The following is a 15,255-nucleotide window of genomic DNA, read 5'->3' on the forward strand; positions in this document are numbered from 1 at the left end:
GATTTCTATTCAATTACACCATCATCATTTTCATTATTGCTCTCAGGCGATGTGTTAATGGTATGTTTGTAAATCATCATATTTTAAAACCCGTTTGAGTACATCAAGCGGGTTTTTTAATTCCAATTCTTTGTACTCAGACTATTAATCCAAAAAACTAAAAAAATGAGTACTTTAAAAATTGCAATTCAAAAATCAGGTCGTTTAAACGAAGAAAGCATTCAGATCCTTAAAGATTGCGGCATTTCTATCAACAACGGAATCGACCAGTTAAAAGCCGAAGCCTCAAACTTTCCCCTTGAAGTTTTATATTTAAGAAATTCAGATATCCCGCAATACTTAATTGACGGCGTTGTAGATTTAGCTATTGTAGGCGATAATTTGCTGGTAGAGAAAGGAAAAGAAATACAAGTAGTTCAGAAATTAGGATTCTCAAAATGCAAAGTTTCTGTAGCTGTTCCTAAAACTATGGAATACAATTCTATTCAGGATTTGGCAGGATTACGAATTGCAACCTCTTACCCAAATACTGTAAATGAATATTTTAATTCTTTTGGATTAACAGTTGATATTCACCAAATTTCAGGGTCTGTAGAAATCGCACCCAATATTGGTCTTGCAGATGCTATAGTCGACATTGTTTCCAGCGGCAGCACTTTATTCAAAAATAACCTGAAAGAAGTTGAAGTAATTTTAAAAAGTGAAGCAGTTTTGGCGGTTTCACCAAAAGTTTCCCCGGAAATTCAGAAACATATCGATACCTTAAAATTTAGAATTCAGGCTGTATTAAGAGCCAGAAATTCAAAATATATACTGATGAATGTTCCAAATGACAAGATCGATGCAGTTGGAAAAATCCTGCCTGTTTTAAGAAGCTTAACCGTTTTACCATTAGCTCAGGAAGGATGGAGCAGTGTTCATTCAGTAATAGACAAAGACACTTTCTGGGATGTTATAGACCAGCTGAAAGAAGTTGGGGCAGAAGGAATTTTAGTTTGTCCAATTGAGAAAATGGTACTGTAAGGGGAAATTTAATTTTTAAATTCCAAATTCCAATTCAAAAAAAGCTTCGACTTCGCTTAGCTTGACATTAAGATGATAACAGCTCAGCGTTTTTAAAGAATAATAAAAAACCTTGCGGTTTTGCGGTAGAAAAAAACACAAAGTTTGCGTTAAAAAAAATAAAGGCATGAATAAAATAGACAATCCAAAACAAGATACCTGGTCAGAAATATTAAAAAGACCAACCAAAACAATAGACGATATCGAAGTTACGGTTAAGGAAATCTTCAAAGAAGTACAGAAAAAAGGAGATGAAGCTGTTGCAAAATACACTTCAATCTTTGATGGAATTGCATTGGATAATTACGAAGTTTCTAATGAAGAAATTCAGGAAGCTATTGGTTTAATATCAAATGAATTGAAAGAAGCTATCAAGTTAGCAAAAAACAATATATACAAATTTCACACTGCCCAGAAAACAGAGCGCATTTCGATTGAAACTACCGAAGGCGTAAATTGCTGGCAGGAAAAAAGACCAATCCAAAAAATCGGATTGTATATTCCGGGCGGGACAGCACCATTATTTTCGACGGTTTTGATGCTGGCTGTTCCTGCGGAAATTGCAGGCTGCAAAGAAATTGTTTTATGCTCGCCACCAGATAAAAAAGGAAAAATTAATCCTGCTATTTTATATGCTGCCAATTTGTGCGGTGTGACTAAAATTTTAAAAGTAGGCGGAATTCAGGCAATTGCAGGAATGACTTTCGGGACACAATCAATTCCAAAAGTCTATAAGATTTTCGGACCGGGAAATCAATTTGTGACCGTAGCAAAACAATTGGCAACGCAACATGGCGTGGCAATAGATATGCCTGCAGGGCCTTCAGAATTATTAATTGTAGCCGATGATACTGCCGTTCCGGCTTTTGTAGCTTCAGATTTATTATCTCAGGCAGAACACGGAACAGACAGTCAGGTAATTTTGGTTTCGACTTCAAAAAAACTAATTGATGCTGTAGAAAAAGAGGTTCAGGAGCAAATCGAAGAGTTGCCGAGAAAAGAAATTGCTAAAAAAGCAATTGAAAATTCAAAACTTATCCTGGTCGAAAATGATCAGGTTGCTTTAGATTTAATTAATGATTATGGCCCGGAACACTTTATTATTTGTTCGGAATATGATGATTTTTATTGTAACGGAATCGTAAATGCCGGATCGGTTTTTATTGGGAATTATACACCGGAAAGCGCAGGAGATTATGCTTCTGGAACAAACCATACATTGCCAACAAACGGATATGCAAAGAATTACAGTGGCGTAAATCTGGATAGTTTTATGAAATCGATGACATTTCAAAAAATTTCTAAAACCGGAATTTTAAACATTGGAAAAGCGATTGAAGTTATGGCTGACGCCGAAGGTTTACAAGCACATAAAAATGCTGTTACTTTGAGATTACAATCATTGAAGTAATTCGGTTTTCCTGCAAGGTTTTCAAAACCTTGTAGGTATAGAATGTCAGACTTATAAAAAAAAAACATACCTACAAGGTTTTGGAGACCTTGCAGGAGTAAAACTAAAAACATGAGCACTTTTAATATAAACACGATAACACGTGAAAACGTAAAAACATTAAAACCATATTCGTCTGCCAGAGATGAGTTTGAAGATTTTGATACTGCCGAAATGATTTTTCTGGATGCCAATGAAAATCCTTTTCAAAACGGAGTAAATCGTTATCCGGATCCACAACAAAGTTCGGTTAAAGCAATTTTGGCAAAAAACAACAATGTAAAACCAAGTCAGATTTTATTGGGGAACGGAAGCGATGAAGTTCTGGATCTGCTTTTTAGAGCTTTTTGTGAGCCAAAAACAGATAATATTATTTCGCTGCCCCCAACATATGGAATGTACAGTGTTTTGGCAAATATAAATGCCGTAGAGAACAGAGAAATTTTACTTTCGACAGATTTTCAGCCACAGGTTGAGAAAATTTTAGACGCTGTTGATGACAATACAAAAATTATCTTTTTGTGTTCACCAAATAATCCGACAGGAAATTCTTTCTCGGATGAAAGTGTGGTGAAACTGCTTCAGAATTTTAATGGTCTGGTGGTGATAGACGAAGCCTATATTGACTTTTCGGACAAAGAAAGCTGGCTGGTGGAAATTGATACATATCCAAATTTGGTGATTACACAAACCCTTTCTAAAGCCTATGGCCTGGCCGGAATTCGTTTAGGAATTTGCTATGGTTCAGAAGCTGTAATTTCGGTTTTAAATAAAATTAAACCACCTTACAATGTAAATGAATTAACACAGCAAAGAGCAATTGAACGTTTAAGAGATTCGGATAAAATAAAAAAAGAAATTGCTTCAATTATTGAGCAAAGAGAAGAGTTACTTAAAGTATTACTTGAGATTAGTTTTGTAGAAAAAATTTATCCGACAGAAGCTAATTTTGTATTGGTAAAAGTAGACGATGCCAATAAAAGATACGATCAGTTAATTGAAAAAGGAATTGTAATTCGAAACAGAACAACACAGCCTTTATGCGAAAATTGCCTGCGTTTTACGATTGGAATTCCGGAGGAAAATGCAGTTTTGATTAAAGAATTGAAATTATTGAGCTAAGAATGATAAGCCACAGATTTCACAGATTAATATGATTTTTTTTTGTTTGTGTTTAATTTTTTTCACCACGAATTTCACGAATTTTCACTAATTTAATTTGTGATAATTAGTGAAATTCGTGGCAGAAAAATCTTTTAAATCTTTATAATCTGTGGCAAAACAAAAAATATATGAAAAAAGTACTTTTTATCGATCGTGACGGAACGATTGTTTTAGAACCGGAAAATTATCAATTAGACAGCTTAGATAAACTGGAGTTTTATCCGAAAGCATTTCAATATCTGGCTAAAATTGCCAATGAATTAGACTACGAACTGGCAATGGTAACCAACCAGGACGGATTAGGAACGGATAGTTTTCCTGAAGATACGTTTTGGCCGACACAAAATTTTATCCTGAAAGCATTTGAAAATGAAGGTGTTGTTTTTGATGAAATCTTTGTTGACAGAACGTTTCCCGAAGAAAATGCGTTAACCCGCAAACCCAGAACCGGAATGCTGACAAAATACCTGAACAACCCAGAGTATGATTTGGCAAATTCTTTTGTTTTGGGAGATCGTCTTACTGATGTGGAACTGGCTAAAAACCTTGGTGCAAAAGCCATTTTTATGAATGTAACCGATGGTATCGGAAGTAACGAGATTTCATCAAAGCGTGAAGAATTAGACGAAACAATTGTTTTGCAGTCAATGGATTGGAAAACAATTTATGAGTTTTTAAAATTAGAAGCGCGTTCTGCTTCGATTACACGCAAAACGAATGAAACTGATATTTATATCCATTTGAATTTAGACGGAACAGGAAAAAGCAAAATCGATACTGGAATCGCATTTTTTGACCATATGTTAGATCAAATCTCGCGTCATGGCCAAATGGATCTTGAAATCCTTGTAAAAGGTGATTTAGAAGTCGATGAACACCACACAATCGAAGATACTGCAATTGCTTTGGGAGAAGTTTTCGCGAAAGCCTTGGGAAATAAACTTGGAATCGAACGTTATGGGTTTTGTTTGCCTATGGATGATTGTCTGGCGCAGGCTGCAATTGATTTTGGAGGAAGAAACTGGCTGATCTGGGAAACAGAATTTAAACGCGAAATGGTTGGAAAAATGCCAACAGAAATGTTCTATCATTTCTTTAAATCCTTCACAGACGGTGCAAAAGCCAACTTAAATATCAAAGCAGAAGGAATCAACGAACATCATAAAATCGAAGCAATTTTTAAAGCTTTCGCGAAAGCGATAAAAGTAGCAGTAAAAAGAGACACAGAAAAAATGATTTTGCCTTCAACAAAAGGAATGCTATAAAAAGAGTTAGGAGTTATAAGTTAGGAGTTATAAGTTATTTTGATTTTCTGTTGAGCAACCTGAAACATGAAACATGAAACCTGAAACAAAAAAACAAGAATTATGGAACCTGAAAAATTTGCAAAAGCCTGGATAACATCCTGGAATTCTCATGATTTAGATGATATCATGAAGCATTATTCTGAAGATATTGAAATTACAACACCAATGATAAAGTTGGCGGCAGGAATTGAGAGTGGTTCACTTCAGGGAAAAGAACAGGTTAGGGCGTATTGGGAAAAAGCTTTACAGAAAATTCCGGATCTGCATTTTGAGTTAAAAGAAGTAACTTCAGGAGTTAATTCGGTTGCACTTTATTATAAATCAGTGATGAATAAAATGGCAATAGAAGTGATGTTTTTTAATGAAAATGGATTGGTAAACAAAATGATAGCTCATTATACAGATTTATAGAAATTGTTTCAGGTTTCATGTTTCAAGTTTCTGTAGAGCAACCTGAAACGTGAAACCTGAATCAAAACAAACAATATAAGAAATGAAAATAGTAATCATAAATTACGGAGCAGGAAATATTCAGAGCATTATGTTTGCTATTGAAAGATTGGGTTTTAAAGCTGTTTTGAGCGACAACCCGAACGAAATTAAATCGGCAGACAAAGTAATTTTTCCTGGTGTAGGCGAGGCGAGTTCTGCGATGGCAAAACTTCGTGAAAGCGGATTGGATTGGTTGATTCCTGAATTGAAACAGCCTGTTTTGGGAATTTGTCTGGGAATGCAGTTAATGTGCAATAAAACAGAAGAAGGAAATACAGAAGGTTTAGGAATTTTTGATGTTGATGTTGTGAAGTTTTCAAACCATGTAAAAGTGCCTCAAATGGGCTGGAATCAGATTTATGATTTAAAATCAGATTTGTTTAAAGGAATTTCAGAAAATGAATTCATGTATTTGGTTCATAGTTTTTACGCGCCAAATTGTTCTGAGGCCATAGCAACAACAAATTATGATGTTGAATATGCATCTGCCCTTCAAAAAAATAATTTTTACGGAACACAGTTTCACCCGGAAAAAAGCGGTGATATTGGGGAGAAAATTTTGGGAAATTTTTTGAAATTAAACTCTGAAGGATAAACTTCAAGAATAAATTCCAATTTTTAATCCCTAAGCTTCGGGACCAAATTCCAAATTTAAAGTCAAAAATAAATTTCAGTTTTCAGGATCTAAAACCTAAAATCTGAACTCTAAAATAATAAAACATGAGAATAATACCAGCCATAGATATCATTGATGGAAAATGCGTTCGTTTGTCCAAAGGTGATTATGATACCAAGATAATTTACAATGAAAATCCGCTCGAAGTGGCGAAATCTTTTGAAGCGCACGGAATCGAATATCTACATTTGGTAGATTTAGACGGTGCAAAATCGAGCAAAATTGTTAATTATAAAATATTAGAAAAAATTGCCACACAAACCAGCTTAAAAATTGATTTTGGAGGCGGATTAAAATCAGATGATGATTTGAAAATTGCTTTTGAAAGCGGTGCAAACCAAATTACAGGTGGAAGTATTGCGGTAAAGAACAGAGCTATTTTTGAAAAATGGATTTCTGAATATGGTTCTGAAAAAATTATTTTGGGCGCAGATGCAAAAGACGAAAAAATAGCGGTTTCTGGTTGGCTGGAAGAATCCAATGAAGATTTGATACCGTTTATTCAGGATTATCAAACTAAAGGAATCCAGTATGTTATCTGTACCGATATTGCCAAAGACGGGATGCTGGAAGGACCAAGTTTCGATTTGTACGGGAAAATTTTGGAAGAAGCAAATGGCGTAAAATTAATAGCCTCTGGCGGAATTTCAACTTTCGATGAATTACCCAAATTAGCTGAATTAGGCTGCGAAGGAACCATAATAGGAAAAGCGATTTATGAGGGCAGAATTACGCTAAAACAGTTAGAGAACTACATAATTAGTAAATGAGAATTAATTAGAAAATGTGCCAATTAGAAAATTAGATAATTATTTCAATACGCTTAAAATTATCTAATTGACTAATTATCTTATTCTCACATTAAAAAATTGGCACATTAAAAAATTGGCATATTAAAAGATTCTCACATTAAAAAATATATTATGATAACTTGTCATTTAAAATACGTTATAGATCCTTATCAGCTAGAAGCTTTTGAAGATTACGGAAAAAGATGGATTAAGATTGTAAATCGATTAGGAGGGCATCATCATGGTTATTTTATGCCATCTGAAGGAGCAAATAATATTGCTTATGCGTTGTTTTCTTTTCCGAGTTTAACAGCTTATGAAAATTACCGAAAGCAAATGTTTTCAAAAGATGATAAAGAGTGTGTAGAAGCTTTTAAACTTGCAGAAGACACAAGATGTATCATTAGTTACGAAAGAACTTTCCTGAGTCCTGTATTTGAGTAAAGTAAATTAGATAATGAGAAAAATTAGATAATCAGATAATTTATGCGTTGCGTAAAAATTATTTAATTATCTAATTCTCAAATTAACACATTAGATTAATGTTAGCAAAAAGAATCATTCCTTGTTTGGATATAAAAAACGGAAGAACCGTAAAAGGCGTTAACTTTGTTGACTTGCGTGATGCCGGAGATCCTGTAGAACTCGCTGAAATATATTCGGCTGAAGGAGCAGATGAATTGGTTTTTCTTGATATTTCGGCTACAGAAGAAAGACGTAAAACCTTAGTTAATATGGTGCGGAGTGTAGCGGAGAAAATTAATATTCCGTTTACGGTTGGCGGCGGAATTTCATCAATTGAAGATGTTGATATCCTGTTGAATAACGGAGCTGATAAAGTTTCGATCAATTCATCGGCAGTAAAAAATCCTCAGCTGATCAATGATCTGGCCCAGAAATTTGGAAGTCAGTGTGTAGTTGTAGCAATCGACGCCAAACAAATTGACGGACAATGGATTGTGCATTTGGTTGGCGGAAAAGTACCAACTGAACTGAATTTATTTGATTGGGCTGTAGAAGTTGCGGAACGCGGTGCGGGAGAAATCTTATTTACATCGATGGATAATGACGGAACAAAAAATGGCTTTGCAAATGAAGCTTTGGCAAAATTATCAACTTTAATCAATATTCCGATTATCGCTTCTGGCGGCGCGGGAAATATGCAACATTTTGTAGATTCGTTTAAAGAAGGAAAAGCAGATGCGGCTCTGGCTGCGAGTGTTTTTCATTTTAAAGAGATAGAAATCAAAGCTTTGAAAGAGGAATTGAGAAGAAATGATATTGAGGTGAGGATCTAAATTTCAATTTTTATCCCGAAGCTTCGGGATAAAAATCCAAAAAAATAAAATAAAATAAACATAGAGTATAGAATCTAAAATCTAAATTCTAAAAGCTGAATAAAATAAACACAGAGTATAGAATCTGAATTCTAAATCTAAATAAAATAAACATAAAGTATAGAATCTAAAATCTGAACTCTAAAATCTAAAATAATAGAAAAATCTAAAATAAAAATGAATATAGATATCAAAAGCTCACATGGCTTGATTCCGGCAATTATTCAGGATTCGGAAACTAAAAACGTTTTGATGTTGGGTTATATGAACGAAGAATCCATTCAAAAAACAATAGAAACCCAAAAAGTTACCTTTTTCAGCCGTTCAAAACAAAGACTTTGGACAAAAGGTGAGGAGAGTGGCAACTTTTTGAATCTGGTAAGTATTAAAAACGACTGCGATGGCGACACACTTTTAATTCAGGCAAAACCTGTCGGGCCTACGTGCCACACGGGCGCAGATACTTGCTGGCAGGAAGAAAATACAGACAATTATGGTTTTATTTCCCAATTAGAAAATACCATCAAAACCAGAAGAGAAAATGCTGATTCTGAGAAAAGTTATGTAGCGTCTTTATTTGAAAAAGGAATTAATAAAATTGCTCAAAAAGTAGGCGAAGAGGCAGTAGAAGTTGTTATTGAAGCAAAAGACGATAACGACGATTTGTTTCTTAGTGAAAGCGCTGATTTACTTTTTCACTATTTGATTTTATTACAGGCAAAAGGCTTTGAGTTAAATGATGTTGTGGAAGTATTAAAAAAGCGTCAGAAGTAGTTAAAAGAAACAAGAAACACAATTTATGTCAGACTGAGCGAAGTCGAAGTCCTGTCTGCTGAATCACTTTTTGGGACTTCGACTTCGCTCAGTCTGACAAATGAGTACGATTAAATATTTGGAAAAATAAAATCTGCCCAAATCTACATCTCATCTGCGTTCTATTATTACTCCACAAACTCAAAAACCGCAAATTCATCGGGATGGTGAAACCCGAATTTTAAACTTTTATAATCCTGTAAGGCAAGATATTCGGTTGTATTACCGTAATCAATTCTAAAAGTGTTTGCTTTCCATTTCGTGCCGGTTTTTGGTTTTACAAAATTGCCGTTTTCAACTTTTGCAAGACTTGAGAACGGTATTTTAATTTCGGTACAAAAGCCTTCCGGCGTAATTTTGCTTATAGCTTCTAGTCCGGCAATAGTAAAATTCATTGCAGTATTCCAGCCTCCACAGCCGGGAGAAATGCATTTCAAAAGCATATCATAGTTTGTTGAAAAAGCATTCACGCCAATTTCGACATAGTTTTTTCCGTCACCGTCCGGATCTATAAATATTTCGACCAAATCATCCGTTTCATAGATTTTAGAATCTTTCGGCTGCGATTTTCCAATTATCTTAGAATCCTCAGAACGATAAGCGATATAAAGGTTTTCATCATTCCACGAAAGTGAAACAAAGGTTCTTTGTGTTGCTTTATCTCCGGAATTATGAATAACAAACGGACCTGAAAATGGTGTTTTCCAGTCGCTTAAATCTCCATCAATTATTATTTTATCATTTATTTTATGAACAGGAAATGTCTGGGAATAACTATTTATTTCAGACAGGAATATCAAAATATATAAAAACGAGCTAAATTTCATAAACTGGAAAATTTTAGCTAAAATAAAAAACAATAGTGTATGTAAATACAAATTTTGTAACATAAATTAAAAATGTATACTAATATTATAACTAATTCAAAACTTAACTTATAACTAATGAAAAAATACTTTGGAAGTGTAATAATAGCTTTTTTAATTGGTTTTACTGCCAATTCTCAAGGACTTATGAATAAGTCCGAAACGGTTTTCACACATCAGGATACCTTACGCGGAAGCATTACAAAAGAAAGAGCCTGGTGGGATTTGAAATATTATCATCTTGATATTAAAGTAAATCCGGCAGATAGAACAATCAAAGGAACAAATACTGTTCGGTATACCGTTTTGACAGAAAGTAACAGCATGCAGATTGATTTGCAGGAGCCGATGAATATTTCTAAAGTAACCCAAAACGGTAAGGAACTAAAGTTTGAAAGAGATGGGAATGCTTTCTTTATTACTTTGACTGAAAATCAAAAAATTGGCGATACAAAAGAAATTGTAATTTCATTTGGCGGTGTTCCCAAGGAAGCCGTTCGCCCACCATGGGACGGAGGAATTACGTGGCAAAAAGACAAAAACGGTAAAGATTTTATCGCTTCATCCTGTCAGGGACTTGGAGCCAGCGTTTGGTGGCCGTGCAAAGATCATATGTATGATGAAGTAGAAAATATGTTAATCAGCGTAAACGTTCCCGGACATTTGACAGATGTTTCAAACGGAAGACTTCAAAGTGTCAAAAAAGAAAAAGACGGAACTAAAACCTTTAATTGGTATGTTTCAAACCCTATAAATAACTATGGGGTTAATATCAATATTGGAGACTACGTTAATTTCTCTGAAAAGTTTAAAGGAGAAAAAGGTGATTTGGACTGTAATTACTATGTTTTGCGAGATAATCTGGCTGTGGCAAAAGAACATTTTAAAGATGCACCAAAAATGCTAAAAGCGTTTGAAAGCTGGTTTGGACCTTATCCGTTTTACGAAGACAGTTACAAATTGGTTGAAGCTCCTTATTTGGGTATGGAACACCAAAGCAGCGTTACGTACGGAAATAACTTTAAAAAGGGATATGGAGGTAACGATATGAGCGGAACAGGTTGGGGCTTAAAATACGACTATATTATTATTCACGAGTCCGGTCATGAATGGTTTGCCAATAATATTACGTACAAAGACATTGCAGATATGTGGATTCACGAAAGTTTCACGACATATTCTGAGGCGCTTTTTGTGGAATATTATTATGGTAAGGAAGCTGCGAATGAATACATTAGAGGAATCAGAAAAGTGATTTCCAACAAAAAACCGATTATTGGGCATTATGATGTAAATAGTGAAGGATCTGGAGATATGTATCCAAAAGGGGCAAATATTATTCATACTATTCGTCAGGTTATAAATGATGATGCTAAATGGAAATCGATTTTGAGGGGCTTAAACAGTGCTTTTTACCACCAAACTGTTACAACAAAACAGATTGAAGATTATCTTAGTGAAAAATCAGGTATAGATTTGAGGCCTGTTTTTGATCAATATTTAAGAACTGCCCAGATTCCAACTTTTGAATATTATTTTAAAGATCAAAAATTAGTTTACCATTGGATAAATTGCGTTGAGAAATTTAATTTACCATTAAAAGTAAATTTAAATGGTGTTGAAACCTGGCTAAAACCTACAACAGACTGGCAGGCTGAGAATATAAATGCCGATAAACCAAATTTGACAGTAGACAAAAACTTTTATGTAACAGCATACAACATTACAGATTAATTGTAATGGTTTAAAAATCAAACCCGGTGACTTATTATTGAGTTTACCGGGTTTTGTTTTTTTTATATAGAAATCACAAAATTCTCAAAAAATTGACAGGATTGTTTACATTTGTTGCTAATCAAGTTTGTTTAAAGCACTATTTGTTTCTAATTTCTTAATAATGAAAAAAATACTAGGTGGCACTTTAATTGCCTTTTTAGTTGGTTTTACAGCCAATGCGCAGGGACTTCTTAATAAGTCTGAAACTATTTTTACACATCAGGATACTTTACGCGGAAGCATCACAAAAGAAAGAGCCTGGTGGGATTTGAAATATTATCATTTAGATATTAAAGTGAATCCGTCAGAAAAAACAATAACAGGTTCAAATACCGTACGTTATACTGTTTTGAAAGAGTATAACAAAATGCAGATCGATCTACAGGAACCTATGCAGATTACTAAGGTGACTCAGGATGGTAAAGAGCAGCAATTTGTTAGAAACGGCAATGCTTTTTTTATTGAATTAACCGCTGCACAAAAGGTTGGAGAAACAAAAGAAATCGTAATTTCTTTTGGAGGAAAACCAAAAGAAGCAGTAAGAGCCCCATGGGATGGTGGATTGAGCTGGAAAAAAGACAAAAACGGAAAAGATTTTGTGGCTTCGTCCTGTCAGGGACTGGGAGCAAGCGTTTGGTGGCCGTGCAAGGATCATATGTATGATGAAGTGGAGAATATGCTGATCAGCGTAAATGTTCCGGGAGACTTGACTGATGTTTCTAATGGAAGACTACAAAGTGTTAAAAAACAAAAAGACGGAACAAAGACCTTTAACTGGTATGTTTCTAATCCGATAAATAATTATGGTGTAAATATCAATATTGGCGATTACGTTAATTTTTCAGAGAAATTCAAAGGAGAAAAAGGTGACTTAGATTGTAATTATTATGTTTTAAGAGATAATCTTGCTTTGGCAAAAGAGCAGTTCAAAGACGCTCCAAAAATGCTGAAAGCTTTTGAAAATTGGTTTGGGCCATATCCTTTTTATGAAGACAGCTATAAACTGGTAGAAGTTCCTTATTTAGGGATGGAACACCAAAGTTCTGTAACGTACGGGAACCAATATAAAAATGGCTACTTAGGCCGTGATTTAAGCGGAACAGGCTGGGGATTAAAATTTGATTTTATTATTATTCATGAATCCGGGCACGAATGGTTTGCAAACAATATCACTTATAAAGATATTGCAGACATGTGGATTCATGAGAGTTTTACCAACTATTCTGAAAGTCTTTTTGTAGAATACTATTACGGTAAAGATGCCGGTGCAGAATATGTAAGAGGCTGTAGAAAAAACATTCATAATGATGCTACAATTATCGGAAATTATGATGTAAACAACGAAGGTTCTGGTGATATGTATCCAAAAGGAGCCAATATGCTTCATACAATTCGTCAGATTTTAAATGACGATGCAAAATGGAAATCTATTTTGAGAGGTTTAAACAGTACTTTTTACCACCAAACGGTTACAACAAAACAAATTGAGGATTATATGAGTGCTCAGGTTGGATTGAATTTGAGCAAAGTTTTTGATCAGTATTTGAGAACAACAAAAACCCCAACATTAGAATATTTCTTTAAAGACGGGCATTTGGGATATCGCTGGTCAAATTGTGTAGACAAATTTGATATGCCTGTAAAAGTCAAATTAAACGGTACTGATGTGGTCTTAAAACCAACACAAGACTGGAAAACAGAGAAAATAGCTACTGATAAACCAACTCTGGAAGTAAATAAAGATTTTTATGTCGCTTCTTTTAATATAACTGAATAAAGAATTTAAATTCTAAAAAATATAAATCCCAAATTCCAATTCCGAAGTTTCGGGTGGAGTTTGGGATTTTTTTTATCTAATAAACTCAAAGTCTGTCATCCTGACGAAGGAAGGATCACACAAGAAGCTCGACAAAGATTGAGAAATTACTTTTCGGAATTACTTGTGTGATCCTTCCTTCGTCAGGATGACAACAATTAACGATTATTCAGTTTTGCTTTCTCCTTCATGATATCAGCAATTTTTCTATTTTCAATTTTACTTTCCAGCCATGAAATAATATCCAGATAAAGAAAAGCTCTTTTTTCGTAGGTGTTATTCTCCAATTCTATAAAACGTTCCCGCATTTTGATGAATTCCTTTTTGATGTCTGTCGGATAAAAATTATTCAGGTTTCGTAAGAACTTAATAATTTCTTTTTGAACTTCATGCAGGTTGTTCATCTTAAGCAGGAACTTGTAGGTGTTTTTAAGATGATTTTCAAGATAATAATCTTTACCAAGCTCATAATGTGCAATTAAGGATAAAAGCCTTGCAAAACACATCAAATCCTCACGCATCGTTAAGTTCTTGTTATTGATTATTTTATCCAGGTATAGAATGCACTCATTGTATTTTTCGTTTCCAAAATAAATAGAAGCGATTTTATAATAAAACACCATTTCGTGATGTTCATCAAGATGCTCGTTGTGCAATTTTATTTTATCCAAAACCTCAGGAATCAAATATTCACTTTCGGCAAAAGTTCCTTCAAGAATATGAAGATTCAGTTTATTATTATAAACGTACAGAAATGATAGTGATGCAATGTTATCATTTACAGGAAACTTAGGATTTTCTATTGTTTCTTCTAAAAGCGTCAGGTATTTTTTGAAATTTGATTTATATTTCAGCATATAAAGCGATTCCAAAAAGTAATGATTTCCTTTTAAGAAAAACACAGGATTCAGGTAAATCATATTTGGATTGTCATAAAAAAGGGTAACCCATTTATACGCAAATTTGTAACTGGCCAGAAAATCCTGAACCAAAAAGCTACGCCAAAGGCTGGCATTGTAAAACCAGTATTTCTCACGAAAACCGAATTTGCTTTCATCTAACTTTGCAACGTGTCGGTTAAAGTAATCATCAATATATTTATATTCTTCATCACTTTTCACATAACCGGTTTTTAGCATTATTCCGTATAACTGTAACGACAGATTCGATAATTTGCTTGAAATAGTATTGCGGTAATTTAACTCTTTGGCCTGAACAACCAGTTCATCAGCACGGCCCTGAATACTTCGTGTTATATATTGTGATTCGATCAGTTTTTCGAATTCTACAATCTCATACGCCATGTATTTTTCATCATTCTCAAGTGCCTGCTGTTTGGTTTTGTCGAGAATCTTTAAACTCTGTTTATAGAGGCCTTTATTATAAAGTATAACTGCAAAATCTATTTGTTCTCGTAATTGATAACGAATATTCTGGCTTGGAATATTCAGTCGGATACTAACTAATATTTGCTTATACAAGTATGATTTTAAGTTAGATAGCTGTACTTTTTGTATTACGCCGCTTTTAAGAATCAGTTTTTCATCATAGTTTTCAGATTTATCGAGAATATTAAACAATTCAATAAACTTTGTGTTTGAACTCGTTTCCAAACGACTTGCAAAAATTTTAAACTGCCTTTTTTCAGATTTTGTAAGCGATTTTATCAGAACAAATAAGAAATCTTTTTGATGGTTAGCCATTG

At 34.1% G+C, this 15,255-nt stretch carries 14 protein-coding genes; 12 read left to right on the forward strand and 2 right to left on the reverse strand.

Annotated elements, in window-relative coordinates; genetic code table 11:
- The first annotated feature begins 165 nt into the window (after positions 1–165).
- From hisG to hisIE, 10 genes are all read left to right on the forward strand, one after another.
- Positions 166–1,023, forward strand: coding sequence for an ATP phosphoribosyltransferase (hisG, locus tag JOD96_RS14945; RefSeq protein WP_209565037.1), 858 nt, complete (start codon positions 166–168; stop codon positions 1,021–1,023).
- 166 nt (positions 1,024–1,189) lie between these two features.
- Entirely contained in the window at positions 1,190–2,473 is a 1,284-nt protein-coding gene (gene hisD, locus JOD96_RS14950; RefSeq protein WP_209565038.1) for a histidinol dehydrogenase, read from the forward strand.
- Between the two features lie 111 nt (positions 2,474–2,584).
- Positions 2,585–3,634: a histidinol-phosphate transaminase gene (gene hisC / locus JOD96_RS14955; RefSeq protein ID WP_209565039.1), complete on the forward strand. Its 1,050-nt coding sequence runs from the start codon at positions 2,585–2,587 to the stop codon at positions 3,632–3,634.
- Positions 3,635–3,804: 170 nt separating this feature from the next.
- Complete coding sequence (hisB, locus tag JOD96_RS14960; RefSeq protein ID WP_209565040.1) at positions 3,805–4,941, forward strand: bifunctional histidinol-phosphatase/imidazoleglycerol-phosphate dehydratase HisB; 1,137 nt, start codon at positions 3,805–3,807, stop codon at positions 4,939–4,941.
- 102 nt (positions 4,942–5,043) lie between these two features.
- The gene (locus JOD96_RS14965; protein ID WP_209565041.1) at positions 5,044–5,394 is read left to right on the forward strand and encodes a nuclear transport factor 2 family protein; all 351 of its coding nucleotides are present in this window, start codon (positions 5,044–5,046) and stop codon (positions 5,392–5,394) included.
- Positions 5,395–5,476: 82 nt separating this feature from the next.
- Positions 5,477–6,070 (forward strand): imidazole glycerol phosphate synthase subunit HisH, encoded by a 594-nt coding sequence (gene hisH, locus JOD96_RS14970; RefSeq protein ID WP_209565042.1) that lies wholly within the window; start codon positions 5,477–5,479, stop codon positions 6,068–6,070.
- Between the two features lie 125 nt (positions 6,071–6,195).
- Positions 6,196–6,921 (forward strand): 1-(5-phosphoribosyl)-5-[(5-phosphoribosylamino)methylideneamino]imidazole-4-carboxamide isomerase, encoded by a 726-nt coding sequence (gene hisA, locus JOD96_RS14975; RefSeq protein ID WP_209565043.1) that lies wholly within the window; start codon positions 6,196–6,198, stop codon positions 6,919–6,921.
- Positions 6,922–7,074: 153 nt separating this feature from the next.
- On the forward strand, positions 7,075–7,386 hold the full coding sequence (locus tag JOD96_RS14980) for an NIPSNAP family protein (protein WP_209565044.1): 312 nt from the start codon (positions 7,075–7,077) through the stop codon (positions 7,384–7,386).
- Between the two features lie 98 nt (positions 7,387–7,484).
- Positions 7,485–8,240 carry an imidazole glycerol phosphate synthase subunit HisF gene (hisF, locus tag JOD96_RS14985; RefSeq protein ID WP_209565045.1) on the forward strand — a complete coding sequence of 252 codons (756 nt, stop codon included), beginning with the start codon at positions 7,485–7,487 and terminating at the stop codon, positions 8,238–8,240.
- Between the two features lie 210 nt (positions 8,241–8,450).
- Positions 8,451–9,053 (forward strand): bifunctional phosphoribosyl-AMP cyclohydrolase/phosphoribosyl-ATP diphosphatase HisIE, encoded by a 603-nt coding sequence (hisIE, locus tag JOD96_RS14990; protein ID WP_317195300.1) that lies wholly within the window; start codon positions 8,451–8,453, stop codon positions 9,051–9,053.
- Between the two features lie 167 nt (positions 9,054–9,220).
- On the opposite strand, the gene JOD96_RS14995 is transcribed toward hisIE, so the two are convergent.
- Positions 9,221–9,919, reverse strand: coding sequence for a carbohydrate-binding family 9-like protein (locus JOD96_RS14995; RefSeq protein WP_209565047.1), 699 nt, complete (start codon positions 9,917–9,919; stop codon positions 9,221–9,223).
- Between the two features lie 117 nt (positions 9,920–10,036).
- On the opposite strand from JOD96_RS14995, the gene JOD96_RS15000 reads away from it, so the two are divergent.
- Positions 10,037–11,692, forward strand: coding sequence for a M1 family metallopeptidase (locus JOD96_RS15000; RefSeq protein ID WP_209565048.1), 1,656 nt, complete (start codon positions 10,037–10,039; stop codon positions 11,690–11,692).
- Positions 11,693–11,855: 163 nt separating this feature from the next.
- Complete coding sequence (locus JOD96_RS15005) at positions 11,856–13,511, forward strand: M1 family metallopeptidase (protein WP_209565049.1); 1,656 nt, start codon at positions 11,856–11,858, stop codon at positions 13,509–13,511.
- Positions 13,512–13,708: 197 nt separating this feature from the next.
- Here the strand turns inward: JOD96_RS15005 and JOD96_RS15010 are convergent, their stop codons facing one another.
- Positions 13,709–15,253, reverse strand: coding sequence for a hypothetical protein (locus JOD96_RS15010; protein WP_209565050.1), 1,545 nt, complete (start codon positions 15,251–15,253; stop codon positions 13,709–13,711).
- Positions 15,254–15,255: the final 2 nt, after the last annotated feature.

This window comes from Flavobacterium sp. 1355, assembly GCF_017833415.1.
Lineage (GTDB): Bacteria > Bacteroidota > Bacteroidia > Flavobacteriales > Flavobacteriaceae > Flavobacterium.